Origin of the sequence: Pseudomonas sp. PDM25 (assembly GCF_019219045.1) — a bacterium.
Lineage (GTDB): Bacteria > Pseudomonadota > Gammaproteobacteria > Pseudomonadales > Pseudomonadaceae > Aquipseudomonas.
Map to the genome: position 1 here is coordinate 258,875 of NZ_JAHUWL010000006.1, position 23,702 is coordinate 282,576.

The 23,702-nt window shown below is 60.8% G+C and carries 21 protein-coding genes and 2 riboswitches; of the genes, 8 read left to right on the forward strand and 13 right to left on the reverse strand.

Features of this window, described 5'->3' with window-relative positions; genetic code table 11:
• Genes KW848_RS13500 through KW848_RS13515 form a run of 4 tightly spaced genes read right to left on the reverse strand, consistent with a single transcriptional unit; the run spans position 1 to position 3,045 of the window.
• Complete coding sequence (locus KW848_RS13500; protein WP_008150948.1) at positions 1 to 813, reverse strand: amino acid ABC transporter ATP-binding protein; 813 nt, start codon at positions 811 to 813, stop codon at positions 1 to 3.
• A complete protein-coding gene (locus KW848_RS13505; RefSeq protein WP_008033040.1) occupies positions 810 to 1,472 on the reverse strand; it encodes an amino acid ABC transporter permease in 663 nt (220 codons plus the stop codon). The genes KW848_RS13500 and KW848_RS13505 overlap by 4 nt, the downstream gene beginning before the upstream one ends.
• Before the next feature lie 9 nt (positions 1,473 to 1,481).
• Positions 1,482 to 2,144: an amino acid ABC transporter permease gene (locus KW848_RS13510; protein WP_007941741.1), complete on the reverse strand. Its 663-nt coding sequence runs from the start codon at positions 2,142 to 2,144 to the stop codon at positions 1,482 to 1,484.
• A gap of 52 nt (positions 2,145 to 2,196) precedes the next feature.
• Positions 2,197 to 3,045: a transporter substrate-binding domain-containing protein gene (locus tag KW848_RS13515; protein WP_111449818.1), complete on the reverse strand. Its 849-nt coding sequence runs from the start codon at positions 3,043 to 3,045 to the stop codon at positions 2,197 to 2,199.
• A gap of 443 nt (positions 3,046 to 3,488) precedes the next feature.
• Here KW848_RS13515 and KW848_RS13520 point away from each other — a divergent pair, with 443 nt between their 5' ends.
• Together KW848_RS13520 and KW848_RS13525 are read left to right on the forward strand one after the other, a co-directional pair.
• The gene (locus KW848_RS13520; RefSeq protein WP_218537135.1) at positions 3,489 to 3,902 is read left to right on the forward strand and encodes a hypothetical protein; all 414 of its coding nucleotides are present in this window, start codon (positions 3,489 to 3,491) and stop codon (positions 3,900 to 3,902) included.
• 84 nt (positions 3,903 to 3,986) lie between these two features.
• A complete protein-coding gene (locus tag KW848_RS13525) occupies positions 3,987 to 4,430 on the forward strand; it encodes a co-chaperone YbbN (RefSeq protein WP_218537136.1) in 444 nt (147 codons plus the stop codon).
• Positions 4,431 to 4,525: 95 nt separating this feature from the next.
• Here KW848_RS13525 and KW848_RS13530 read toward each other — a convergent pair whose 3' ends face one another.
• The gene (locus tag KW848_RS13530) at positions 4,526 to 5,392 is read right to left on the reverse strand and encodes a LysR family transcriptional regulator (RefSeq protein ID WP_008150958.1); all 867 of its coding nucleotides are present in this window, start codon (positions 5,390 to 5,392) and stop codon (positions 4,526 to 4,528) included.
• Positions 5,393 to 5,495: 103 nt separating this feature from the next.
• Here KW848_RS13530 and KW848_RS13535 point away from each other — a divergent pair, with 103 nt between their 5' ends.
• Complete coding sequence (locus KW848_RS13535) at positions 5,496 to 7,046, forward strand: MFS transporter (RefSeq protein WP_218537137.1); 1,551 nt, start codon at positions 5,496 to 5,498, stop codon at positions 7,044 to 7,046.
• Here KW848_RS13535 and KW848_RS13540 read toward each other — a convergent pair.
• Positions 7,036 to 7,440 (reverse strand): MerR family transcriptional regulator, encoded by a 405-nt coding sequence (locus KW848_RS13540; RefSeq protein WP_192407978.1) that lies wholly within the window; start codon positions 7,438 to 7,440, stop codon positions 7,036 to 7,038. The genes KW848_RS13535 and KW848_RS13540 overlap by 11 nt on opposite strands.
• Positions 7,441 to 7,517: 77 nt before the next feature.
• Between KW848_RS13540 and KW848_RS13545 the strand changes: the two genes are divergently transcribed.
• Positions 7,518 to 8,744 (forward strand): NADH:flavin oxidoreductase/NADH oxidase family protein, encoded by a 1,227-nt coding sequence (locus KW848_RS13545; protein ID WP_218537138.1) that lies wholly within the window; start codon positions 7,518 to 7,520, stop codon positions 8,742 to 8,744.
• A gap of 105 nt (positions 8,745 to 8,849) precedes the next feature.
• On the opposite strand, the gene KW848_RS13550 is transcribed toward KW848_RS13545, so the two are convergent.
• The 5 genes from KW848_RS13550 to cobW all read right to left on the reverse strand — a co-directional run bounded on the left by KW848_RS13550 (position 8,850) and on the right by cobW (position 17,257).
• Positions 8,850 to 10,496: a phospholipase D-like domain-containing protein gene (locus tag KW848_RS13550; RefSeq protein WP_218537139.1), complete on the reverse strand. Its 1,647-nt coding sequence runs from the start codon at positions 10,494 to 10,496 to the stop codon at positions 8,850 to 8,852.
• 25 nt (positions 10,497 to 10,521) lie between these two features.
• Positions 10,522 to 11,178 carry a VWA domain-containing protein gene (locus KW848_RS13555; protein WP_309140070.1) on the reverse strand — a complete coding sequence of 219 codons (657 nt, stop codon included), beginning with the start codon at positions 11,176 to 11,178 and terminating at the stop codon, positions 10,522 to 10,524.
• Between the two features lie 2 nt (positions 11,179 to 11,180).
• Positions 11,181 to 12,179 carry an ATP-binding protein gene (locus KW848_RS13560; protein ID WP_218537140.1) on the reverse strand — a complete coding sequence of 333 codons (999 nt, stop codon included), beginning with the start codon at positions 12,177 to 12,179 and terminating at the stop codon, positions 11,181 to 11,183.
• Between the two features lie 149 nt (positions 12,180 to 12,328).
• The gene (gene cobN, locus KW848_RS13565; RefSeq protein ID WP_218537141.1) at positions 12,329 to 16,192 is read right to left on the reverse strand and encodes a cobaltochelatase subunit CobN; all 3,864 of its coding nucleotides are present in this window, start codon (positions 16,190 to 16,192) and stop codon (positions 12,329 to 12,331) included.
• Between the two features lie 3 nt (positions 16,193 to 16,195).
• Positions 16,196 to 17,257: a cobalamin biosynthesis protein CobW gene (gene cobW, locus KW848_RS13570; protein WP_218537142.1), complete on the reverse strand. Its 1,062-nt coding sequence runs from the start codon at positions 17,255 to 17,257 to the stop codon at positions 16,196 to 16,198.
• Positions 17,258 to 17,355: 98 nt separating this feature from the next.
• Positions 17,356 to 17,571, reverse strand: a riboswitch (cobalamin riboswitch).
• Positions 17,572 to 17,826: 255 nt separating this feature from the next.
• Positions 17,827 to 18,056: riboswitch (cobalamin riboswitch) on the forward strand.
• 120 nt (positions 18,057 to 18,176) lie between these two features.
• Between cobW and KW848_RS13575 the strand changes: the two genes are divergently transcribed.
• From KW848_RS13575 to cobM, 4 genes are all read left to right on the forward strand, one after another.
• Complete coding sequence (locus KW848_RS13575) at positions 18,177 to 18,380, forward strand: CbtB domain-containing protein (RefSeq protein WP_218537143.1); 204 nt, start codon at positions 18,177 to 18,179, stop codon at positions 18,378 to 18,380.
• Positions 18,381 to 18,391: 11 nt separating this feature from the next.
• The gene (locus KW848_RS13580; protein WP_192407966.1) at positions 18,392 to 19,099 is read left to right on the forward strand and encodes a CbtA family protein; all 708 of its coding nucleotides are present in this window, start codon (positions 18,392 to 18,394) and stop codon (positions 19,097 to 19,099) included.
• A complete protein-coding gene (locus tag KW848_RS13585) occupies positions 19,096 to 19,509 on the forward strand; it encodes a cobalamin biosynthesis protein (protein WP_218537144.1) in 414 nt (137 codons plus the stop codon). Before KW848_RS13580 ends, KW848_RS13585 begins: the two co-directional genes overlap by 4 nt.
• Positions 19,510 to 19,592: 83 nt before the next feature.
• Positions 19,593 to 20,339: a precorrin-4 C(11)-methyltransferase gene (gene cobM, locus KW848_RS13590; RefSeq protein WP_008150987.1), complete on the forward strand. Its 747-nt coding sequence runs from the start codon at positions 19,593 to 19,595 to the stop codon at positions 20,337 to 20,339.
• A 282-nt stretch (positions 20,340 to 20,621) separates the two neighbouring features.
• On the opposite strand, the gene nfuA is transcribed toward cobM, so the two are convergent.
• Together nfuA and KW848_RS13600 are read right to left on the reverse strand one after the other, a co-directional pair.
• A complete protein-coding gene (gene nfuA, locus KW848_RS13595; RefSeq protein WP_046048486.1) occupies positions 20,622 to 21,206 on the reverse strand; it encodes a Fe-S biogenesis protein NfuA in 585 nt (194 codons plus the stop codon).
• Between the two features lie 98 nt (positions 21,207 to 21,304).
• The gene (locus tag KW848_RS13600) at positions 21,305 to 23,599 is read right to left on the reverse strand and encodes a fatty acid cis/trans isomerase (RefSeq protein ID WP_218537145.1); all 2,295 of its coding nucleotides are present in this window, start codon (positions 23,597 to 23,599) and stop codon (positions 21,305 to 21,307) included.
• Positions 23,600 to 23,702: the final 103 nt, after the last annotated feature.

Genomic DNA, 23,702 nt, shown 5'->3' on the forward strand with positions numbered 1-23,702 from the left:
TCAGAACCGCGTGTTCTTGAGAAACTCCGCCAGACGCGGTGATTGCGGGCGTTCGAACAGTTCCTTGGGTGGCCCCTGCTCTTCGATCCGCCCCTGATTCATGAAGACGATCTTGTCCGAGACTTCAAACGCAAACCGCATTTCGTGGGTCACCAACAGCATGGTCATGCCGTCCTCGGCCAGGCCTTTGATCACGCTCAGCACTTCGCCCACCAGTTCCGGGTCGAGGGCCGAAGTGACTTCGTCGAACAGCATCAGGCTCGGGTTCATCGCAATCGCCCGGGCAATCGCCACACGCTGCTGCTGACCACCGGACAACTGACCGGGGAAGTGATCGCGGCGTTCCAGCAAGCCGACCCGTTCCAGCCATTTTTCCGCCAGGGCCACCGCTTCATCCTTGTGCAGCTTTTTGACCTTGAGCAAACCGAGGGTGACGTTCTGCAACGCCGTGAGGTGAGGAAACAGGTTGAACTGCTGGAACGCCATGCCGGTCATGGCCCGATGCCGGGCGATGACTTTTTCCGGGTGACGCACGCGCTTGCCGTTGACCTCGTCATAACCGATGGACTCGCCATCGAGCATGATCTGCCCGCCCTGGAACTCTTCGAGCATGTTCACGCAGCGCAGCAGCGTGGTCTTGCCCGAACCGCTGGAACCGATCAACGTCACGACGTTGCCGCGCTGCATTGTCAGGTCGACGCCCTTGAGCACTTCGAGCTGGCCGTACTTTTTGTGCAACCCGCGAATGTCCAGCAAGGGCTGATCGTTTTGAGCGTTGGCGTCTTTTGCGTTAGAGAGCTGAGGTTGAGTCATGGCAAGGCCACCCGCTTTTCAATGTGCCGGCCGAGTAATTCGATGGCGTAGTTGATGACGAAAAACAGAAATCCGGCGAACAGGTAAAACTCGAGGGTCATGAAGGTCCGGGCGATAATCTGCTGCGTGCTGAGCAACAACTCGGCGACACCGATCACCGACAACAGCGTCGAAGCCTTGACGATCTCGGTGGACGAGTTGACCCAGGTCGGCAAGATCTGCCGCAGCGCCTGAGGCAACAACACGTAACCGAGTGCTTGATAAAACGTCAGGCCGATCGCCTTGCTCGCTTCCATCTGACCACTGGGCAACGCTTGCAACGCGCCGCGCACGATCTCGGCGACATGGGAGCCGCAAAACAGCGTCAGCCCCAACGCACCAGCCTGAAACGCACTGATCTGCCAGCCCAGCGCCGGCGCCATATAGAAGCAGGCCAGCACCAATACAAACACCGGCGTGCCGCGAATGATGTCGACATAAAACCGGAAAGGCGCGCGCATCCAGAACTTGCCGTAGGTCAGCACCAGGCCGGCGACGATGCCGACCATCGTGCCCAGCAGAATCGCCAGGGCCGAGACCTGCACACTGGTCAAAAAGCCTTGCCACAGCACTTCTCGGGCAACCCACAACTCATGCAACCAACTGGGGGATTCGTACATGTGGGCCTCCTATCGGCGAATCGCCAGACGCTGCTCGAGGTAACGCAGCATCATGGCAATGAGGTAACAGGCCGCCACATAGAGCGCTGTGGTCACCAGCCAGGTTTCAATCACCCGGTAGCTCTCGACATTGATCTTGCGCGCGTAATAGGTCAGCTCCGGCACGGCAATCGCCGCGGCCAGCGAGGTGTCCTTGAACAGCGAAATGAAGTTGTTCGACAAGGCCGGCAGCACATTGCGCAGCATCACCGGCACGGTGACGTACGCCTTGACCTGCCACTCACCCAGACCGATCGCCAACCCCGCTTCGCGCTGCCCCTTGGGAATGCTCAACAGCCCACCGCGGAACACTTCGGTCAGATAGGCCCCGGCATACAGCGACAGAGTGATGATGAACGACGGGATCTTGTCCAGACGAATCCCCAGGCTCGGCAAGGCGAAGTAGATCAACAGAATCAACACCAGAATCGGCGTGTTACGGATCACCGTCACATACACCGACGCCAGCACCCGCAACGCGCGGTGCTTTGACAGCAAAGCAAACGCCATCAGCAGGCCGATCACGCAGCCGATGGCGATCGACACCAGCGCCAGTTCGAGGCCCAGACCGAGCCCCGCCAGCAAGGTGTCGAAATCGCGCCACACGGCGGCAAAATTCAACTGATAGTTCATGGTCAGCGGTACCTTGAACGGGGCGATTGATGACCGCCCCGCTCTCACGGGATCATTTGAATTCGACGGGGAAACCGATGGCTGGCGTCGGCAGATCGACACCGAACCACTGCTTGAAGGAGGCCGCGTAGGTCGGGAATTCAACGCCGGTCATGCCTTCATGCAAGACGGTATTGACGAAGTTCAGCCAGTCCTGGTCGCCGCGTTTGACAGCGCACGCGTAGGTTTGCGGGCTCCAGGCATAAGCCGGGCTGCGATAGCGCCCCTGGTTCTGCACCATCAGGTATTTCACCGACGACTGATCGGTCGCAGCGGCGTCGGCACGGCCGGAGTTCACTGCCTGATACATCAGGTCCACGCTGTCGTACTGATCGACCTTGGCTTTGGGCAAGGCCTGATGCACCAGTTCTTCGGCGTACACGTTCTGCAGCACCGCCACGGTGACGCTGTCGCCGGCGGCTTTCAGGTCTTCAATTTCCTTGTACTTGCTGTTGGCCGGCAACAGCAGGCCGACACCTTCGCGGTAGTACGGCAGCGTGAATGCCACTTGCTGGGCACGGCTGGCCGTCACGGTGATGAACTGACAGCTCATGTCGACCTTGTCCGTCAGCAGGTTGGGAATCCGCGCATCGGACGACTGCACCACGAACTCGACTTTGCTTGGGTCGTTGAACAACCCTTTCGCCACCATCCGCGCGATATCGATATCAAAACCCTGCAACTTGCCGTCCGCTCCCTGGAAGTGCCACGGCGCATTGGTACTGCCCGTGCCCACAATCAGTTTCCCGCGGGCCAGCACGCTATCGAGCTTGCTGTCCGCTGCCTGGGCCACGCCCATGACAGCAGCCGAAGCCGCGAAAACAAAAACACACGCTTTAAACAAGAAAGGTCGGCGATGCATGGCAAGCACTCCAGGGTGATGTTTATTCCGCTATACCGGATATTGGTATGTAACAACGGAATAGACAGCAGAAAGTGTGCCACAGGATTGACGGAAAATCTTCGTGGATCCGAAAAGGCTATTAATTCAAGAGGATAGAAAAATACGAGCGAATACTGCACACCATCGACCGCGGCGAGGCTGCTACCGGGGGCTACACCCATGGGTAGCAAGGCCACAAAAAGGTGCGTGGAGCGCCATAAACACTTGGCGCATGCCTGCCCGTTCGCACTGATGCGCCAAGTTAACAGTGACCGTTCATCGGTTTTCAGAGGTGACCTGTCAGATCTGACAGTTGTGGACCGCAGGTTATGAGCGCTCAATTCGTACAACAGCTCAGACCTTCCCTCACACGCGATTAGCTGGGATTGCGGTTTTGACAAACCACTTACAGGAGTTTTCACATGTCTCAACAATCCTCAACCACCAATTTGCTGCTCAATGGTGAGTTCACGCAGGAAGACCAGTACTGGACGACCCATACAGCAGAGAAAACCCGCTATGAAAACGGTTATTGTGTCTTGCAGGCTCCTGGCCTGATCACTCAGGACGTTACGATCACCAGCGCGGGCGAATACCGGTTTTCCGTGAAAATGAAAACAGAGCGAGGCTGCGCCTGCACAGCACAAGTTTTACTGTATCCATCATGGACGGTGCGACGCCTCGATATCAGCAGTGGCACCCCCTGGAGCGCGCACTTCGTAGACTTCATTGCACCAGCAGGCACCCACAAAGTGACGATCAAGCTGGAAGCAAACGATGGTCCATTCGACACTTTTGGATCGTATTTCGATGATGTGCGGCTCGAACGCGGTTGAAGTCTGACCAACTGGTAGCCAGCCATTTGGCTGCCAGCCCCTTTACTACTACAACACGTGCCCATATTGAAGACGGAGATTTCAATGAGCTCGACAACCACTTCTACAGCATTGGCCCCGGTCTATCGCAAGGCGCTGAAAACCTGGCGCCCGGTGATCCTGTACTTCGGCAGTGAACACTGTCCCGCCTGCGAAATGGCCGGACCGGTGTTTCGCCAGATCGCCGAGCCGTATCGGCATCACGCGCAGATCTACATGCTCAGTACCAGCGAATCCCCCCGCCACCCGGACGTCACCGGCACACCCACCGTGCTGTTTTACAAGGAGGGGAAGTTGCTGAAGAAGCTCAAGGGAATCGGCACTGAGCAAACCTTGCAGGAGGACTTCGCCAGGCACATTGGCAAGGTGAAACCGGCAACGCTGAAGCGCAAACCGGTCCACGATCTGGCGTGGTTGCGCCAGACCCTGCGAAGGTTGTGCACTGTGCCTCGCGCAACCCGGCAGTTGAGTCGGCGGGGTTGCTGTTAGATCGCTTTCGCGAGCAGACTCGCACACAGATAACCGTGTCTGTTTGGGTAACTCGGTCAATTGTGGGAGCGAGCCTGCTCGCGAAGCGTTTGCGCTTAGCGATTTTTGACCTGTTCGATGTACCGGATTACCGCCGCGGACTTCTCGAATCGCCGATAAATCAACGACAACCACGAACTCGCCTCGCAACCTTTGATTGCCCGGTACACCACGCCGGGCAAACCCACATGACCCACCACTGATTCGGGCACAACTGCAACGCCCTGCCCCAACGACACCAATGCAATGACCGCCACCAACCCACCCGGTTGCGCCCCCAGTTTCGGCGCGAATCCGCCCTCGGCGGCGACTTGCAAGGTGCCGCTGATTTGCTCCGGCAGGATGAACGTCTCGTTCTGCAAATGTTCCGGACCAATCTCTGGCAGGCGGCACAGCCAGGACTCGGTCGGCAGCGCCAGCACAAAGCCTTCTGCGTCCAGGCGAATGGCTTCCAGGCCTTCAGGCAGGGTCATGGGTGAGCGGACATAGCCAATATCGAAACGCCCCTCGACCACCATCATCGGCAATGACGCCATGGGACTTTCCCGTACGTTCAGGCTGACGTCAGGACACTCGCGGCTGAAGGCTTGCACCTGTTTCTGCAGCAAGCCCGAATACACCGCCGACGCCACGTAACCCAGTTCGATATGGCCAATATCCCCGCGCCCGGCACGCTGGGCGTTGTACTGAGCGTATTCGAATTGCCGCACCGTCGCCTCGGCTTCGATCAACAGCGCGGCGCCGGCCTCGGTCAGGCTGACTTCACGTGTCTGGCGCACGAACAATCGCGTGCCGAGTTCGTTCTCCATGTCCTGGATCTGTCGGGTCAAGGTCGGCGGTGCGATACCGAGTTGTTCGGCGGCGCGGGTGAAGTTGCCTTGCCGGGCAACGGCGAGGAAATAGCGAAAATGGCGAATATCCATCGTTGCGTTAGCTCAAAGGTAATGAAGTGACAAGGCGTACCTAACAAGGAAAGTAGCGACCGGCGATAAGCTGCACCGACTTTTACAGTAGAGAAACGCTGCCATGCCCGTCAAACCCAAGGTGAGCCCGCGCCTGACATTACTCACAGCCTCAGGCGTTTGCTCGCTGATCGTCCTCGACACCAACATTGTCGCCGTCACCCTGCCTACGATCGCCCGCGACCTGGGCGCAAACTTTGCCGACATCGAATGGGTGGTCAGCGCTTACATGCTGGCCTTCGCCGCTCTGTTGTTGCCGGCTGGCAGCATCGCCGACCGCTTCGGCCGGCAGAAAACCTTGCTCTGCGGGCTGGCCATTTTCATCCTCGCGTCCATCGGTTGCGGTGCCGCGCCCACTGCACTGTTCCTCGACATCGCCCGGGCAATCAAGGGTGTCGGCGCGGCCTTGCTGCTGACTTCGGCCCTCGCCTCCATTGGCCACACGTTTCACGATGAAGTGGAACGGGCCAAGGCCTGGGCGTTCTGGGGCGCGTGCATGGGGGTGGCGATGACCGCCGCGCCGACGGTCGGCGGGCTGATCACCGAATACATGGGCTGGCGCTGGATTTTCTACCTGAACCTGCCCGTCGGATTGTTCCTGATAGTGATGGTCTGGCGCGCCGTGCCGGAGTCCCGCGACACTCAGTCTGCACGCCTCGACCCCTGGGGCAGCCTGGCGTTCAGTGCGAGTTTGCTGTGCCTGATCTGGGGCCTGATCGAGGCGAACCGGATTGGCTGGAGCAACCCGCTGACCTACGCTCGGCTGATCGGTGGCGCCTTTTTGCTGGGGCTGTTCGTGGTGATTGAACGGATGCAGCGGCGGCCGATGGTCGACCTGCAACTGTTCAAGCATCCGCGCTTCATCGGCGCACTATTGGGCATGTTTGCCTACGCCGGTTGCGCCCAGGTGATGATGACCCTGCTGCCGTTCTACCTGCAAAACGGCCTGGGTTTCTCGGCCATCGCTTCAGGTCTGGGAATGTTGCCGTTTGCCCTGACCATGCTGATTTGCCCGCGCATCGGCGTACGTCTGGCGAGTCGATTTACCCCCGCCACGTTGATGGCCGCCGGTTTGACCCTGGTCGGCAGCGGCAATCTGCTCAGCGCCTGGGCGGTGAGCAGCGGCGGTTACCTGCCCTTCGCCCTGGCGATTGCCGTGACCGGCGCCGGTGCCGGGCTGCTCAACGGTGATACGCAAAAGAACATCATGGCCTGCGTGCCACGGGAGCGCACCGGCATGGCTTCAGGCATGAGCACCACCATGCGCTTCAGCGCAATCGTACTGGCCATCGGCGTGTTCGGCGCGTTGCTGTCCAGTCATACGGAGCTGTTGTTGCGTACGAGCCTGACGGCACAAGGTGCGCAATGGCTCGGCCAAACCCAGGGCATCGCCTCGCGGGTGGTGGCCGGAGACATGACGGCGGCGATGGGCCTGTTGCCGGAAACCGCGCGCACGGTGGTCGAACCGTTGGCCCGGCAAGCCTTTGTCGGTGGTTTCAGTCTGTTGCTGTGGGTCGCGGGGTTGTTGGCATTACTGGGTGCGCTGGTGGTGGGCACGCTGATGCGCAATCCGATCCCTGCCCCCTCGACTGCAGCCCTCGGCGCTAAGGCTTGAACGACGCCAATACCCGCTGGGCATTCGCTTCGCAGCCCATGCCCTCGGGTCGCGCCTGAATGTTGTCGATCACCTCCAACAGCTGCGCCTTGCTCTGCGCCAGGTGCAGCTGCATCTCTTCGATCTGTTCGACTTTGCGCGTAAGACCCGCGAGCAATTCGTCTTGCTTGAACTCACCGGTCGCACTGTCCGGTAACAACTGTTTCAACTCTTCCAGGCTGAACCCGGCCTGCTGGGCGCAAAGGATGATTTTCAGGGTTTGCAACGCTTGGTCGGGGTAATGCCGGTAACCGTTGGCCCGGCGTTCCACCTGCCGAATCAAACCCTGAGCCTCGTAAAACCGAATGCGCGACGCGTTCAATCCGCTTAACTGCGCCAATTCACCAATCTTCATCTCAGCCTCATTTGCCTGCTTGACATTAAAGTTAACTTTAAGCTTAGCCTTTACTCATCACTGATGAGGAGTCAAGTATGTCGCCCTTCCAAGCGTTGAATTTGCCCAACGGCCAGACCATCGGCAACCGCATCGCCAAAGCTGCGATGGAAGAGAACCTCGCTGACAGCGGGCAGGCACCTGCAGAGGCCTTGTTCCGGCTGTATCAGGCGTGGGCCGAAGGCGAAACCGGCCTGTTGCTGACCGGCAACGTGATGATCGACCGCCGCGCCATGACCGGCCCCGGTGGCGTGGTGCTCGAAGATGAGCGGCACCTTGAACGCTTTCGCCAGTGGGCCAGCATCGGTCGGGCTGGTGGCGCGCAGTTCTGGATGCAGCTCAATCATCCTGGCCGTCAGACCATGGCCAACCTCGGCCAGCAAGCGTTGGCGCCTTCGGCAGTGGCGCTGGACCTGGGCGCATTCTCGAAGATGTTTGCCGAGCCCAAGCCCATGAGCGAGCACGACATCGAAGACGTCATCCAACGCTTCGCCACCAGCGCGGCCCTGGCGGAAAAGGCCGGTTTCACCGGGGTGCAGATTCATGCTGCGCACGGTTATCTGATCAGCCAGTTCCTCTCGCCCTTGACCAACCGCCGAACCGACCGTTGGGGTGGTTCTCTGGAAAATCGCGCGCGCTTGTTGTTGGCGGTGGTCAGCGCCGTGCGCAAATCTGTATCGCCGCAGTTTTGCGTGGCGGTGAAGCTCAACTCCGCGGATTTCCAGCGCGGCGGCTTCGATGCCGACGATGCCCGGCAAGTGATTCAGTGGTTCAATGACCAATCGATCGATCTGCTGGAACTCTCCGGCGGCAGCTACGAAGCCCCGGCCATGCAAGGCGAGGCCCGGGATGGTCGGACCCTGGCGCGTGAAGCGTACTTTCTGGAAATGGCCGGTGAGCTGGCCAGTGTGGCGAACATGCCGGTGATGGTGACCGGCGGGATTCGACGCCTGGCGATCGTCGAACAGGTGCTCGACAGCGGCATCGCCATGGCTGGAATCGGCACAGCACTGGCGATTGAACCTCAACTGGTCAAACGCTGGCGCGAAGGTCAGAACAGTCACCCGCAACTGCCGCCGATTCGCTGGAAACGCAAACCTTTGGCAGCACTGGCGAGCATGGCCGTCGTGAAATTCCAGCTCAATCGCCTGAGCCGTGGGCGCAAGACCCGTCCCGACGTATCGGCGCTATGGGCGTTGATTCTCGACCGCGTGTACATCGCCCGGCGGACTCGCCAGTATCGGCAGGCGATGGGAATGAAGTGATCCAATGTGGGAGCGGGCTTGCTCGCGAAAGCGGAGTGCCAGACAACATTATTGTTGACTGTAAGGCCGCCTTCGCGAGCAAGCCCGCTCCCACAAGGGGGGTGTTTACCGTCCGGAGAAACGCAATCTGGATAGCTGGCGCAAATCCCCGTCGAGGTAATAGTCATCGGTCCAGCTGTCATCCGCCGCCAACGGCTGGACCTGCTTGAGCGCGAGTTTCCGGGCGAAGTAGCGAAAGCGGTAATGCTCGTAGAACCGCAGCAGTTCAAGACCATAACGGTCTGCCAGATCGGTATCACCGCGAATGATCAGGTAGTTTTCGTCATTGCCATTGCTGGCCGCGGCACTGAGGTTGTGGCTGCCGCTGATGATCGTCGGCGCATCGCTGGTGAAGTCCGTCACCACGGCTTTGGTGTGCACCAGCAGGTTGCCCTTCTGGCCTTTCATGTTCTCTCGAAGCCAGCCTTCCAGCCCGGTGTTGAGCAGCGCGGTGGCGGCGAATTCGGCGGTACGGTCGGCGTGGAAACCGGTGATACGGCTGGCGGTGTTTTGCAGGCCGTAACGCAAAATGTCGTCGTGGGGCAAGCCGAGCAAGGCGTTCAGGATGTCGTCGGGCAAAGCGAATGCGGTGACGAACAGCACGTCTTTTTTCGCCGCGTTGATGATCTCGACAAACGCTTGCAGATCCCCTTGGCCCGAGCGGGGTGAGAAGCCGGCGAACATCGGTTGCAGCGAATCCATCGGGTTGTTTTGCGTGAGCCAGTTTCGGGTGGCATCGACATCCGCCGGGTGAGCCCAGACCTGCTCGAAGGTGTGCAGATAGCTGGCGCTGATGCGCGTGTCGTCCAGCACATGCACCACGTTGGCCTGGCGGTAAACGCCGTTGGGCGTGAAATTGGTGCTGCCGCACAGCACCGCTTCCGGCTGACGCTGCCCTGCCGCGTCGAGCCGGCTCAGCACCATGAACTTGTTGTGGAAGATGTTATGGGTGACTCGCCCGCGCTTGTTCTCTGCCGGGATTTTTTCCAGGCTGGCCTCGTTCATGGTGGTGTCTTCATCGCCCGGCTGGGCGTGATAAAGCACGCGAACGTTTACCCCACGTTCGAACGCGGCATTGACCGCATCGACAATGGCCTGCAATTCATACTCGTAAATGGCAATGTCCAGCGCCCACTGGTCATCCACCGCACGCTCGATAAACCCCAGCAAATGTCCGAGCAAACCGTTTTCCAACCATTGCCGCGGGATATCCGGCCAGGCTTCGATGGGCAGGTTCTTGTTGGCGCTGATCAGCGCGTCGAGCTCGGGAAACTTGCGCTGGAACGCCTGACTGGCCGCGACTGCGCGATTGAAGATCACGCTTTGATTATTCGGCTGCCCATTGTCGGAGGTGACCGTCACTTCCAGGAACTCACCCAGTTGCGGCGCATCAACGCTGCCGTAGGCCAGGTGGATTCGGTAATGGATCGTCATCCCCGGATTGACCGCGTAATCGGCCCAGCGAAATTTCTGTAATGGCGCAATATCGCTGGGGGTGGCGTGAAACTGGGGAAAGGTATGCACCTTGCCGGGGAAGGTCAGGCTGTTGAACAGGAACAGCCAGGGCTTTGGGCCTTGCTGCTTTTCGATGGCGAAACCCAAGAGGCCTTTGCGCCGGTGTTCGGCCAGGTCCATAGCCAACAGCACGCCATTGGTGCCGGCGTAGGCTTTGACGCGGAAATCGTCCTGAAGGTTGGCGGCTAGAACGCGCATGACTCACTCCTGTGATTTTTTCGGCTCACTCCATATCATCGATATGTCGATACTCGGCCTGCAACTCGGTAGCCAAGACTTTAGACCGTCCAAGCCGAATCGGCCCCCGTTCGATGTCGATCAGCAGCCCCGGACAATCAAGCGCCGGCAACATCGACCAGTCCTTCAATCGGCCATCGGTCACCAGCAACAAGCGCTGCCGTTCCGCCGGAAAACGCTTTTGCCTGACCGCCAGCCAACGCCGCGCTTCACCCAGCGCGGCCAGCAACGGCGTACCCCCGCCCGCTCCCAGCCCATCAAGCCAGTCGCGCAAACCCGCGGAGGCTTTCAACCCTTGCACTTGCCATTTCGGCACATGACCACTGGCCGTAAGCAACGCCAGGCGTGCACGCTGGCGATAGGCATCGTCGAACAGTTGCGCGAGCAAGCCCTTGGCATCGCTCAACGCCTGATGGCGACGCGTCGAAGCCGAGGCGTCGACGATCACCAGCCACAGTTCGTGGGGCGAGCGGGTGCGCAGGTGAAACAACACATCGTCGCGTTGACGCGGACGGCCGTTCAGCAAGGTGCCGGGCCAATTGATCGAGCCGCTGCGTGCCGCGTGACGTTTACCCTGTTTGCCGTTATCCAGTCGTCCGGCGCGGGGTCTGGCATTCGCCCCCGCGTCAAATCGAGGGCGAATGCCTAGGGCTTTTTTGGCCAGCTCGGCACGTCACGTCGTGCGCCGACCGGGAGCGCTTGAGCGGGCATTTCACCCCATTGGCCCTGGCCTTCGCTCGGGTTGGCATTTTGCGTAGAGGGCGGCTGGCTCTGTTGCGGCGCTGGTGGCGATGGCTCGCGGCGGCGATGGCGCAAGGCAAACTCGGCGACGGCGTCGATGTCTTCCAAGGCGATTGCATTCACCCCACGCCATGCCGCGTGGGCACGCGCGGCACGCAACCAGACCAGGTCGGCCCGCAAGCCGTCGACACCGGCAGCAAAGCAGCGCTCGGTAATCTGCGCCAGCGCATGATCGTCGAGTGGGATGCTGGCCAGTGCGCTGCGTGCTTTCTGGCAACGTTCGCGCAGCGACTGCTGCTGGCCTTCCCATTCGGCGCAGAAGCTGTGGGGATCGCTGTCGAAATCCAGCCGGCGCCGGATGATCTGGCCGCGTTCGGTCGGTGCAGTGTGACCACTGAGGGCGACGTTCAGGCCAAAGCGGTCGAGCAGTTGCGGACGCAGCTCACCCTCTTCCGGGTTCATGGTGCCGATCAGCACGAACTTCGCCGAATGCCGATGGGAAATGCCGTCCCGCTCGATCAGGTTGGTGCCGCTGGCGGCCACATCCAGCAGCAGGTCCACCAGGTGATCGGGCAGCAGGTTGACTTCATCAACGTAGAGCACGCCGCCGTCAGCCTTGGCCAGTACACCGGGGGAAAACTGTGCGCGCCCCTCGCTCAGGGCGGCGTCCAGGTCGAGGGTGCCGACCAGCCGTTCTTCGGTGGCGCCGAGCGGCAAGGTGACGAATTGGCCGCTGGCGAGCAAGTCCGCCAGGCCACGGGCCAGCGTTGACTTGGCCATGCCGCGGGGGCCTTCGATGAGTACGCCGCCGATTTTCGGGTCGATGGCGGTCAGGTAGAGGGCGAGTTTGAGATCGTCGGCGCCGACCACGGCGGAGAGCGGGAAATGGGGGGTGTCAGTCATCTTAAATACTCGGTCATGGTCGGTAGCAGGCACACTTTGTACCTTGCGGGAGTGAGCCTGCTCGCGATAGCGGTGGATCAATCGACATCAATATTGATTGGTCGACCGATATCGCGAGCAGGCTCGCTCCCACAGGATTCTGCGGCGCATTAGCTGTCTTCTTCGATGTCCAGCAACAAATTCTCCAACGCCTCGCGATACTCGCCCGGCGCCTTCCACATCCCCCGCTGTTGCGCCTCAAGCATCCGCTCGGTCATGTCGCGCAACGCATGCGGATTATGCTCACGAACAAAATCCCGGGTCGCCGAATCCAGCAAATAGGCATCCGCCAGTAATGCGTACTGGTGATCGTCGATCAACTGCGTTGTAGCGTCGAAGGCAAACAGGTTATCGACCGTCGCCGCCAGTTCAAACGCGCCTTTATAGCCGTGGCGCTTCACGCCGTCGATCCACTTCGGATTGGCTGCCCGCGAGCGAATCACCCGGTTCAGCTCTTCCTTCAACGTGCGGATCTTCGGCAGATCCGGCTGACTGTGATCGCCATGGTAACTGGCCGCCGCTTCACCACTGAGGCTTTCCACGGCGGCGAGCATGCCGCCCTGGAACTGGTAATAATCGTTGGAATCGAGCAAGTCGTGCTCACGGTTGTCCTGGTTTTGCAGCACCGCCTGCACCTGGCTCAGGCGCTGAGCGAACTGTTCTCGCGCCGCAGTGCCTTCGTCAGAACCGCCATAAGCGTAGCCGCCCCAGTTCAGATAAACCTCGGCCAGATCGTCACGGCTTTGCCACAGACGACCATCGATGGCGCCCTGCACGCCCGCGCCGTAAGCCCCGGGTTTGGCGCCGAAAATTCTCCAACCGGCCTGACGCTTGGCCGCGTCTTCATCCAGCCCCGATTGCATTAACGCTTCGCGCTCGGCACGCACCTTGGCGGCCAGGGGGTTGAGGTCGTCTGGCTCATCGAGCGCGGCGACCGCTTGCACGGCGGCGTCGAACAGACGGATCAAATTAGCAAAGGCATCGCGGAAGAATCCGGAGACGCGCAAGGTCACGTCCACACGCGGACGGTCCAGCAGACTCAGCGGCAGAATCTCGAAGTCGTCGACCCGCTGACTGCCCGTGGCCCAGACCGGGCGCACGCCCATCAACGCCATGGCCTGGGCAATGTCGTCGCCGCCGGTGCGCATGGTCGCAGTGCCCCACACCGACAAGCCGAGCTGACGCAGGTGATCGCCGTGGTCTTGCAGGTGTCGCTCAAGAATCAGGTTGGCCGACTGGAAACCGATACGCCACGCGGTGGTGGTCGGCAGGTTACGCACGTCCACCGAGTAGAAGTTGCGCCCGGTCGGCAGCACGTCAAGCCGTCCGCGACTCGGCGCACCGCTGGGGCCGGCCGGCACGAAGCGGCCGCTGAGGGCATCGAGCAGACCGCGCATTTCCGCCGGGCCGCAGGCGTCCAGCCGTGGCGCGACAACTTCGCGCAGACTGTCGATGATGGCGCTCACTTCGGTCCAACCCGCCTCCTGTGGGAGCGGGCTTGCTCGCGAAAGCGGTGGATCAGGCAAATCAATGTCGACTGACACTCCGCGTTCGCGAGCAAGCCCGCTCCCACAGGGGCCGGGCTCGACCTCGGTATTCAACGTCTGCGAGATCAGTTGAGCGGCGAACAGTTCCAGGCGTTCACGGGTATCACCGGCTGTGCGCCAGGCTTCATCGGTGAGGGTTTGCAGTTCAATCGGACGTGGCCCGGTCCAAGGTTCGGCGAGCGCGCAATCCAGCGGATCGAAGCCCAACGAGAACGCCTTGGCCAAGGCCCGCAGCAGACTCGATTGCGCACCGCGCCCATCGCCCCGCGGAATGCGCAACAACGCCAGCAAGGTATCGATGCGCAAGCGCCCGGTCGGCGACTCGCCAAACACATGCAGGCCGTCGCGGATCTGCGACTCTTTCAGGTCGCACAAATAGGTGTCCAGACGCGGCAGCCAGATCGCCGCATCGGCATCACTGTCGAGTTTTTCGTCCAGTTGCAGTTCGCGGTCGATCTGCGTCTCGCGCACCAGTTGCAGGATGTCGCGCTGCAATTCCCGGGCACGGCGCGGATCGAGCAATTGCGCTTCGTAATACTCGTCGGCGAGTAGTTCGAGGTTGCGCAACGGGCCGTACGTTTCGGCGCGGGTCAGCGGCGGCATCAGGTGATCGATGATCACCGCCTGCGTGCGGCGCTTGGCCTGGGCGCCCTCGCCCGGATCGTTGACGATGAACGGATAGATGTTCGGCAGCGGTCCAAGCAGCGCATCCGGCCAACAATGCTCGGACAGACCGACGCCTTTGCCCGGCAACCATTCGAGGTTGCCGTGCTTGCCGACGTGGATCACGCCGTGGGCGCCGTAGGTGTTACGCAACCAGAAATAGAACGCCAGGTAACCGTGAGGCGGCACCAGGTCCGGGTCGTGATACACCGCGCTCGGATCGACCTGATAACCCCGCGCCGGTTGAATGCCGACGAAGGTCAGGCCAAAGCGCAGCCCGGCGATCATCATCCGCCCGCCACGGAACATCGGATCGTTTTCGGGCGAGCCCCAACGTTCCAGCACGGCTTGGCGATTGGATTCGGGCAAGGCGCTGAACATCAGGTTGTAGTCGTCCAGCGCGAGGCTTTGCATACACGGGCGCTGGTCGAGGGTGTCGAGGTCGTTGCTGACGCCACCGAGTAATTGCTGGATCAACGCGGTGCCTGTGTCGGGCAATTCGGCGGGTAGCGGATAACCTTCTTTATGCAGCGCACGCAGGATGTTCAGCGCCGCGGCTGGAGTGTCGAGGCCGACACCATTGCCGATGCGCCCGTCGCGGGTCGGGTAGTTGGCGAGGATCAGGGCGATGCGTTTTTCAGCGTTGGGCACCCGCGCCAGATCGATCCAGCGTCGCGCCAGTTCAGCGACAAAATCCATGCGCGCAGGTGCAGGCCGATAGCAGACCACATCGGATTGGCTGCGCTCGCTGCGCCAGGCCAGGTCTTTGAAGCTGATCGGTCGGCTGATGATCCGCCCATCCAGTTCCGGCAGCGCGATGTGCATCGCCAGATCACGCGGGCCGAGGCCTTGTTCGCTGGCGCGCCATCCGGGCTCGTTGTCCTGGGCGCAGATCGCCTGGATCACCGGGATGTTGCGGCGAAACGGTCGCAAATGCGGCGCTTCGGGGCTGGATTGGGCGAAGCCGGTGGTGTTGAGAATCACGCCGGCCTCGACTTCATCCAGCCAGTCCTCGACCACCGTCAGGCAGCCGGGCTCTTTCAGACTGGCCACAGCAATCGGCAACGGGTTCAGCCCCGCGGCCTGCAAACGCTGGCAGAAAACATCGATAAAACCGGTGTTGGCCGCCTGCAAATGCGAGCGGTAGAACAGCACCGCCGCCACCGGTTGACCGGCCTGCCAGTCGGCTTGCCAATCCTTCAGTTCAGCGGGGCTTTTGTGCGGGTGGTAGATCGCCGTGCGCGGCAGGGTTTGCGGCTCGGCCCAGGCGTAGTCGCGATCCAGCCAACGATTGGCAAGGCAGCGGAAAAAATCCAGGGCATTGCTCATGCCGCCCTGACGCAGAAACTGCCAGAGCCGATCGCGGTCTTGCGCGTCCACCGTACTCAGGTCGCTGAGTTCCGGGTCCGGGCGGTCATCGCCCGGCACCAGAATCAGCTGCACACCACGCTCCGACAGTTGCACCAGACGCTCGACGCCGTAACGCCAATAGGCGATACCGCCGTGCAGCGAGATCAGAATCACCTTGGCGTGGCGCAGCACTTCGTCGACATACAGGTCGACCGAGGCGTGATTCTGCACCTGCATCGGATTGGCCAGGCGCACGCTGGGGTAATCGTCGGGCAACTGCTGCGCCGCCTCGGCGAGCAGTGCCAGGCTGGAGTCGCCGCTGCACAGGATCACCAGCTCGGCGGGGGTTTGTCCAAGGTCGGCAATGTTGTCATCCGACACGAAACCGCCGGGCTGGGTCCTGAGCAGGTGCATGGCTTAAACGCTGAGCGCAGCGCGCAATTGCGCTTCAAGCAGAGTGGCGTCCAGCTCCTGACCGATCAACACCAGGCGCGTGGTACGCGCTTCGTCGGCGCCCCACTGCCGGTCGAAGTGCTTGTCGAAACGTGTGCCCACGCCCTGGATCAGCAAGCGCATCGGCTTGTTCGGAATTGCCGCGAAGCCTTTGACCCGCAGGATGCCGTGCTTGACCACCAGTTGGGTCAGCACGTCCAGCAGCAGGCTTTCGTCGGCTTGCGGCAGGTCAATCGAAATGGAATCGAAGGCGTCGTGGTCGTGATCTTCCTCGCCTTCATGGTGATGGTCGTGGTGGCTGTGACGGCTGTCGATGTGCTCTTCGGAACCGGCGCCGAGGCCGATCAGCACGTCCAGTGGTACGCGACCGCTGCTGGCTTCGATGATTTTCACTGCTGGCGGCAGTTCTTCGGCGACTTCCAGGCGCACGCGAGCCAGGTCTTCAGGGCTGATCAGGTCGGCCTTGTTGAGGATCACCAGGTCGGCGCTGGCCAGTTGGTCGGCGAACAGTTCGTGCAGCGGCGATTCGTGGTCCAGGTTCGGGTCGAGTTTGCGCTGGGCATCGACCTGGTCCGGGAAAGCCGCGAAGGTGCCGGCGGCGACCGCTGGGCTGTCGACCACGGTGATCACCGCATCAACGGTGCAGGCGCTGCGGATTTCCGGCCACTGGAAGGCTTGTACCAGCGGTTTTGGCAGGGCCAGGCCCGAGGTTTCGATGAGGATGTGGTCGAGCTCGCCGCGACGGGCGACCAGTTCGCGCATCACCGGGAAGAACTCTTCCTGAACGGTGCAGCACAGGCAGCCGTTGGCCAGTTCGTAGACGCGGCCGTTGGCTTCCTCTTCAGTGCAACCGATGGAGCACTGCTTGAGGATTTCGCCGTCGATGCCCAGCTCGCCGAACTCGTTGACGATCACCGCAATGCGACGGCCCTGAGCGTTGTCGAGCATGTGCCGCAGCAAGGTGGTTTTGCCCGAGCCGAGGAAGCCGGTAACGATGGTGACGGGGAGTTTGGCCAGTGTTTTCATCGGATGCCCTTTGGCAAGGTGGCGGGCATACGGGACGACAATCGCTGCGACGGAGGCGCGCGCAAGAGTTCCGCCACCGGATCACCCCGCCCGGTTGTAGTGAGAATCTGTGTCGAGGCAGGTCTCCTGGCTGACGGTGTGCCGGGCTGGTGGGCCTGGCATTCGCTGCGCCTTCCCGCGAACCCGTTGCACAGGGTTTGCAGTGGCGTGGCAGCGAACATCACCGTTCACAGTTGCGGGGGCAGCCGCGGCATCGACCGCGTTCCCTTCTTAGCTTCGGCAGACGCCGAAGAACCTCGAAAGCGCAAGGCTACGCATCGTGTGGGGGCGGGTCAATGTCCTTGGGCTGATCGCGGTCCCTGTGGTGAGGGGGGTTATCTGTGGCGAGGGGATTTATCCCCGTTGGGCTGCGAAGCGGCCCCCTGCATGTCCTCAGGCATACCCCGCAAGCAGGTCTTGCGACGGCTTCGTCGCCGGACGGGGATAAATCCCCTCACCACAGATAATTCCCTCACCACAGCTCAAACGAGAACCCTTGCCAATTGACGCCCAACCCCCGCCCATGCTCTCCTACACGCCTTGTTATGGGTGCCCTTCACAGGGTGAAACGGGAAACCGGTGAATCATGTGCTTTACTCTAAAGCCATGTCAGTCCGGTGCTGCCCCCGCAACGGTAAGCGAGCGAAGCGTCAGATCCACTGTGCCAGCAGTTCGGCATGGGAAGGTGATGCTTGCAGGTCAAGGCGAAAGCCAGCGCCCCTCGTGAGCCCGGAGACCGGCCCGCAACACAAAGTGACCATTACGATCACTAAATAACAAACCCGCGGTGGGCGGGCGCTGTTTGAACCTCTGCGTGCCCGACTCGCAGGGGTCTTCCATGCGCTCTATATCACCCGCTGACAGACCAGAGGGAAGCGCCATGTCGATCATCAGCAGCACCGGCAGCAACACCGATAAGAGCACCGCCAGCACTACCAATACCCTGACTCAACGCCTGACCGCCGCCGTGTGTGCGTCGATCCTGGGTGCCAGCCTTGTGTATTTCGCCGGTTTCTCGCACATAGAAGCGGTGCACAACGCCGCTCACGATACCCGCCACAGCTCTGCATTCCCGTGTCATTGAGACCAGCCAACATGATCAAGCGTATCGCGCAAACCGCAGGGTTCACCGGGCTGCTGGCCGCCCTGTTGCTGACCTTGCTGCAAAGCTTCTGGGTGGCTCCGCTGATCCTGCAGGCCGAGACTTACGAAAAATCCGAGCCCGCCGCGGTTGAAGTTCACGAACACGCCGCAGGTGCTGTCGCCGCTCACACCCACGATGCTGAGGCCTGGGAGCCGGAAGACGGCTGGCAGCGCGTGCTGTCCACCACCGGCGGTAACCTGGTGGTAGCGGTCGGTTTCGCCCTGATGCTGGCCGGTCTTTACACCTTGCGCGCACCGACCAAAACCTCCCAGGGCCTGCTTTGGGGACTGGCTGGTTACGCGACGTTCGTGCTGGCACCGACCCTCGGTCTGCCGCCTGAGCTGCCAGGCACTGCCGCCGCTGATTTGGCACAACGGCAGATCTGGTGGATCGGCACGGCTGCCTCCACCGCGGTCGGCATCGCATTGATCGTGTTCAGCCGTCACTGGCTGATGAAAGTGCTCGGGGTGGCCATCCTGGCCGTTCCTCATGTGATCGGCGCACCACAACCGGAAGTCCACTCGATGCTGGCTCCGCAAGCCCTGGAAGCTCAGTTCAAAATCGCTTCGCAGTTGACCAACGCGGCATTCTGGCTGGCCCTGGGCCTGATCAGTGCCTGGTTGTTCCGCCGCAAAAGCGATGGTCAATACCACGCATGACCGAGATCAGCACAGCGCCGACCTTAGTGGTCGGCCTGGGCTGCCAGCGCGGCTGCCCCGTCAGCACGCTGCGGGCGCTGCTCGATCAGGCGTTACAGGCTCATAAAATCGAACTTCACCAGATCAAGGCCCTGGCCAGCATCGACCTGAAGCGCGAAGAACCTGGCTTGATCGAACTGGCCGAACAGCTTGAGTTACCGTTGATGTACTTCAGCAGCGAACAACTGGCCGGCTATCAACCGCAACTCAGTCACCGCTCGGACATCGCGTTCGAGCGCACCGGCTGCTACGGCGTAGCGGAAAGTGCCGCCCTGGCCCTGGCCGAACAACTGGCCCAGGCACCGGCAAAATTGCTGATTCCACGACAAAAATATGCCCAGGCCACCTTGGCATTGGCCTGCGCTGCATAAAATCCTCGATAATCCCCGCCATCGATCATGAGCAATCTTCATCTGAAGCCTTGCCCTGCCCCTTTTTCTCACAGGAACCGACGATGACCGTCTACTTCATTGGCGCAGGTCCCGGCGACCCGGAACTGATCACCGTCAAAGGCCAACGGCTGATTCGCAGCTGCCCGGTGATCATCTATGCCGGCTCTCTGGTGCCCGCCGCCGTGCTGGAAGGCCATCGCGCCGAACAGGTGGTCAATAGCGCCGAACTGCACCTGGAACAGATCATCGAGCTGATCAAATCCGCCCATGCCAAGGGCCAGGACGTGGCCCGGGTGCACTCCGGCGATCCGAGTCTTTATGGTGCGATTGGCGAGCAGATCCGCTACCTGCGCGAACTCGACATCCCGTTTGAAATCATTCCCGGCGTCACGGCCACGGCGGCCTGCGCGGCCCTGTTGGGCGCGGAACTGACGCTACCCGACGTGTCGCAAAGCGTGATCCTGACTCGCTATGCCGACAAAACCGCGATGCCCGCCGGCGAAGAGCTTGGCAGCCTGGCGCAGCACGGGGCGACGATGGCGATTCATCTGGGGGTCAATCATCTGGAGAAGATCCTGGCCGAACTGCTGCCGCATTACGGCGCGGATTGCCCGATCGCGGTGATTCACCGGGCGACCTGGCCGGATCAGGATTGGGTGGTGGGGACGCTTGAAGACATTGCCGCGAAGGTTGAAGCCAAGGGGTTTCGGCGCACGGCGTTGATTTTGGTGGGGCGGGTGTTGGGTAGCGATCACTTCAGCGAGTCGTCGCTGTATCGCGCGGGGCATGCGCATCTGTATCGGCCCTGAGCCAAGCACAACCCTGTGAGTGAAGGGATTTACTGTGGTGAGGGGGTTTATCCCCGTTCGGCGGCGAAGCCGTCGCTAAACCTGCTTGCTAGGTCCGCCTGAAAGAATGCAGGGGTCCGCTTCGCGGCCCAACGGGGATAAATCCCCTCGCCACAGATAAATCCCCTCACCACAGTAAATCCCTTCACCACGGTAAATCCCGTCATTCACAGGCTATTTATCGCCCATAAAAAAACGGCGCTCACGGGGCGCCGTTTTTTATGTCTGCAGCGAACACCTTACTTAGTAGTAGGCGTTTTCTTTCTGCGTATGGTCGGTGACGTCACGAACACCCTTGAGCTCGGGAATGCGCTCGAGCAAGGTGCGCTCGATGCCTTCGCGAAGGGTGACGTCTGCCTGGCCGCAGCCCTGGCAACCGCCGCCGAACTTAAGCACGGCGATGCCGTCTTCGACCACATCGATCAGGCTGACCTGACCGCCGTGGCTGGCCAGCCCCGGGTTGATCTCGGTTTGCAGGTAATAGTTGATACGCTCGTTGATCGGGCTGTCGGCGTTGACCATCGGTACTTTGGCGTTTGGCGCCTTGATGGTGAGCTGGCCGCCCATACGGTCGGTGGCGTAGTCGACAACCGCATCGTCCAGGAACGCTTCGCTGAACGAGTCGATGTAAGCGGTGAAGCTTTTGAGCCCCAGCGCCGTGTCTTCAGGTTTTTCTTCGCCCGGCTTGCAATAAGCAATGCAGGTTTCGGCGTACTGGGTGCCAGGCTGGGTGATAAAGACGCGGATGCCGATGCCTGGGGTGTTCTGCTTGGAGAGCAGATCAGCCAGATAATCGTGGGCGGCGTCGGTAATGGTAATAGCGGTCATGGAAACTCCTCGCAGGCTTGGGCGCAGTTTACGCCAATCATCGCGCCGTACAAAGTCCTAGTATTTTTGTCGGGAAAGCACACTGAATCACAGGCACCTCAGAGGTTCTGATATCGGTTCATGTCCAGCACGCCCTCTTCCACCGGGTCGGTCTCGTGGACATACCGGTTCAAGTCATGAAAGTAGAACCAGAACTGCGGATGGCTGCGGCGAATCCCCCAGCGCTCGACGATTTTCTCGAATCGATTGGCGTCCTTGGCGTTTTCCATCTCGTCCACGAACTCAGGCACTTGCCCGGCCGGAATGTTGAACATGAAGTTCGGATAGCTGCTGAGCACGCCCGGATAAATAGTCAATGTGTCGAGCCCCGGCTGATACCGCAGGGATTCACCGAGCAGGAATGCAACGTTACTGTGTGCCCGGTTGCGCAGCAGGCTGTAGACCTCGCGCTTGCCGCTTTGGGTTTCGATGCGCAACAGGGTCGCTTCCGGCAACTGATCGATAACCTTCAGCCCGGCCGCCGGACGCGAAGTCAGGCGACTCAACGCCTGTTCGGCGCTCTGCAAGGCCAGGTCGATGTTCGGCCGCGAGCAATAAGCGCCGTCACAACGATTGATCGGATCCGGCTTGGCGTTGAGGTCGCCGTAACGGACCAGCAATTGCTGGGCGAAATCGCGTTTCGGGTCCTTTTTGTCCAGCACCAGCGCCGTCTCTTTATCGTTATCGATGGCTTCGTAATTCAGCCACATCTTGAATTTGCCGCCGCTCTGGTACCAGTCGTCGAGGTAGTCGTCACGCGAATCGGCAGGCATCAGGCGCAGAAAGTTCTGCTCCGCACCGTTGCGGATCAGGTCGAAATACAGGCGGGTCTGGGCTTGATGGGAGACGTTGCCGAACACGTCGAAGTTAACTGCCAATTGATAATACGTGCGCTCCAGCAGCGGGAAGTCAAACAGCCACATCGTTTGCGGCACGTCACCGATCAGGCCTTTGTTCACCGAGGCACTGTCGAAATGCCGGAAGATCGTCAACAAGGCGTTATCGTTACCCGCCCACAAGGTCGACCAACTCGGCGCCGGCGCATCGGCGTAACTGTCACGGCGTAGCGCCTCGTACTCGTTACGCTTGTCGCGGTAGTCACGCCACAGGCTCAGGATGCTGCCGACATCGTCGTTCTGCCCCGGCATCGCCAACAACGGCGTGGCCTGGCCGCGATACTTCGGATCGATGATGTAAAGGTCATGCTCAGGCGCCTGGAACAGTGCCCAGAAGTTATCGCGGATCACGTCGGTGGCGATCTGGCCGCGGCAGACCGGGCCGCGAATAAACGTACGGACGAAGTATTCGGCGTTATCGAGCATGAATTGATAACGCGCCTGGGCCGGGATCGCCTCGAACGTGGTGAACGGATTGGCCCGACGCTCCGGCCCGTATCCCGGCAAGGCGTCGACTTGCCAGTTGCCGTTATAGAAAAGGCTTTTGATCCGGGCCATCTTCGCCGGACTCAGCGGGTAAGTGATGTGGGTCTTCTGCACGATCACACCTTGCACCGGCCACAGGCGGTAATACACCTGAGTGCCTGGATCGTCATTCGGGCGGCGGGTGTTGATCAGGTCGATCGGCTGGCCGGTCGGCGTGCGCGAACGTACCCACTGAAAGAAATGCCCTGGCTCGCCGTCCTTGAAATACAGGTGAGCGAGAAACCAATGCTCGAACAACCAGCGCCCCACCAGGCTTTGCCGTGCGCCCGGGGCGTTGAGCAGGTTTTCCCACAGAACCACCTGCAACGCCTCCTTGGCGCTCGGCACAAGGCCTTGCTCGTCAATCGGCGCGCCGGACGCCAGCCAGCGTTGCAGCGTCTGGTATTGCTGATCGGTCAGGCCGGTAACCGCCAGCGGCATGCCTTCTTTGGGGTGAGAACGGGCATAGCCGTCGAACTCCGCAGGCATTGCGCACTGGGTTTCCCGATTCAGTCCCAGAACGATCTCTTCCGGTAGTTTGGCATTGGGTTGCAACGGCGTTTGGTGGCCCAGCTCGAGCATGCGCGCCATCAGCGCCGCCTGGTTGCCTTGGGCGTCGAGCACCGAATAAAAGCCTTTTTGCTGCCAGGCGCGTTTGCCAAAAGCGTCATAAAACAGCCGGGTCGGCGCTGCGGCTTGGCGGCGTTCGCCGTCGTAGACCAGGGTCTTGGTCGCACCGCGGCCCGCCCCTTCCCCACTGCCCAGATTGAGCTGACAGGCGGCGTCATAGCAGGCATGGCAGGCCACACACTTTTCAGTGAAGATCGGTTGTATGTCGCGGCTGTAGGAAATGGCAGTAGAAATGACCGAATCCTGCGCGGCAGCGCTCCAGCTTAAAAACAGCAAAACCATGCTGATGACGCGATAAGACATATCCCTGGTCCCGATCATGAAAAAACGCCGCGATTCTACCGGTCCGCACCCCACTCCAACATGAGCGATATTCATGCAAAACCGGGACATGCTCTAAAACCGC

Excerpts from the sequence above, each read along its gene's own strand:
- KW848_RS13515 (WP_111449818.1), bottom strand. The coding sequence starts at position 3,045 with ATGCATCGCCGACCTTTCTTGTTTAAAGCGTGTGTTTTTGTTTTCGCG.
- KW848_RS13580 (WP_192407966.1), top strand. The coding sequence starts at position 18,392 with ATGATCAAGCGTATCGCGCAAACCGCAGGGTTCACCGGGCTGCTGGCC.
- KW848_RS13550 (WP_218537139.1), bottom strand. The coding sequence starts at position 10,496 with ATGCGCGTTCTAGCCGCCAACCTTCAGGACGATTTCCGCGTCAAAGCC.
- KW848_RS13535 (WP_218537137.1), top strand. The coding sequence starts at position 5,496 with ATGCCCGTCAAACCCAAGGTGAGCCCGCGCCTGACATTACTCACAGCC.
- cobW (WP_218537142.1), bottom strand. The coding sequence starts at position 17,257 with ATGAAAACACTGGCCAAACTCCCCGTCACCATCGTTACCGGCTTCCTC.
- KW848_RS13575 (WP_218537143.1), top strand. The coding sequence starts at position 18,177 with ATGTCGATCATCAGCAGCACCGGCAGCAACACCGATAAGAGCACCGCC.
- KW848_RS13525 (WP_218537136.1), top strand. The coding sequence starts at position 3,987 with ATGAGCTCGACAACCACTTCTACAGCATTGGCCCCGGTCTATCGCAAG.
- KW848_RS13530 (WP_008150958.1), bottom strand. The coding sequence starts at position 5,392 with ATGGATATTCGCCATTTTCGCTATTTCCTCGCCGTTGCCCGGCAAGGC.
- KW848_RS13505 (WP_008033040.1), bottom strand. The coding sequence starts at position 1,472 with ATGTACGAATCCCCCAGTTGGTTGCATGAGTTGTGGGTTGCCCGAGAA.
- KW848_RS13510 (WP_007941741.1), bottom strand. The coding sequence starts at position 2,144 with ATGAACTATCAGTTGAATTTTGCCGCCGTGTGGCGCGATTTCGACACC.
- nfuA (WP_046048486.1), bottom strand. The coding sequence starts at position 21,206 with ATGACCGCTATTACCATTACCGACGCCGCCCACGATTATCTGGCTGAT.
- KW848_RS13540 (WP_192407978.1), bottom strand. The coding sequence starts at position 7,440 with ATGAAGATTGGTGAATTGGCGCAGTTAAGCGGATTGAACGCGTCGCGC.
- KW848_RS13545 (WP_218537138.1), top strand. The coding sequence starts at position 7,518 with ATGTCGCCCTTCCAAGCGTTGAATTTGCCCAACGGCCAGACCATCGGC.
- KW848_RS13520 (WP_218537135.1), top strand. The coding sequence starts at position 3,489 with ATGTCTCAACAATCCTCAACCACCAATTTGCTGCTCAATGGTGAGTTC.
- KW848_RS13585 (WP_218537144.1), top strand. The coding sequence starts at position 19,096 with ATGACCGAGATCAGCACAGCGCCGACCTTAGTGGTCGGCCTGGGCTGC.
- KW848_RS13560 (WP_218537140.1), bottom strand. The coding sequence starts at position 12,179 with ATGACTGACACCCCCCATTTCCCGCTCTCCGCCGTGGTCGGCGCCGAC.
- KW848_RS13500 (WP_008150948.1), bottom strand. The coding sequence starts at position 813 with ATGACTCAACCTCAGCTCTCTAACGCAAAAGACGCCAACGCTCAAAAC.
- cobM (WP_008150987.1), top strand. The coding sequence starts at position 19,593 with ATGACCGTCTACTTCATTGGCGCAGGTCCCGGCGACCCGGAACTGATC.
- KW848_RS13600 (WP_218537145.1), bottom strand. The coding sequence starts at position 23,599 with ATGTCTTATCGCGTCATCAGCATGGTTTTGCTGTTTTTAAGCTGGAGC.
- cobN (WP_218537141.1), bottom strand. The coding sequence starts at position 16,192 with ATGCACCTGCTCAGGACCCAGCCCGGCGGTTTCGTGTCGGATGACAAC.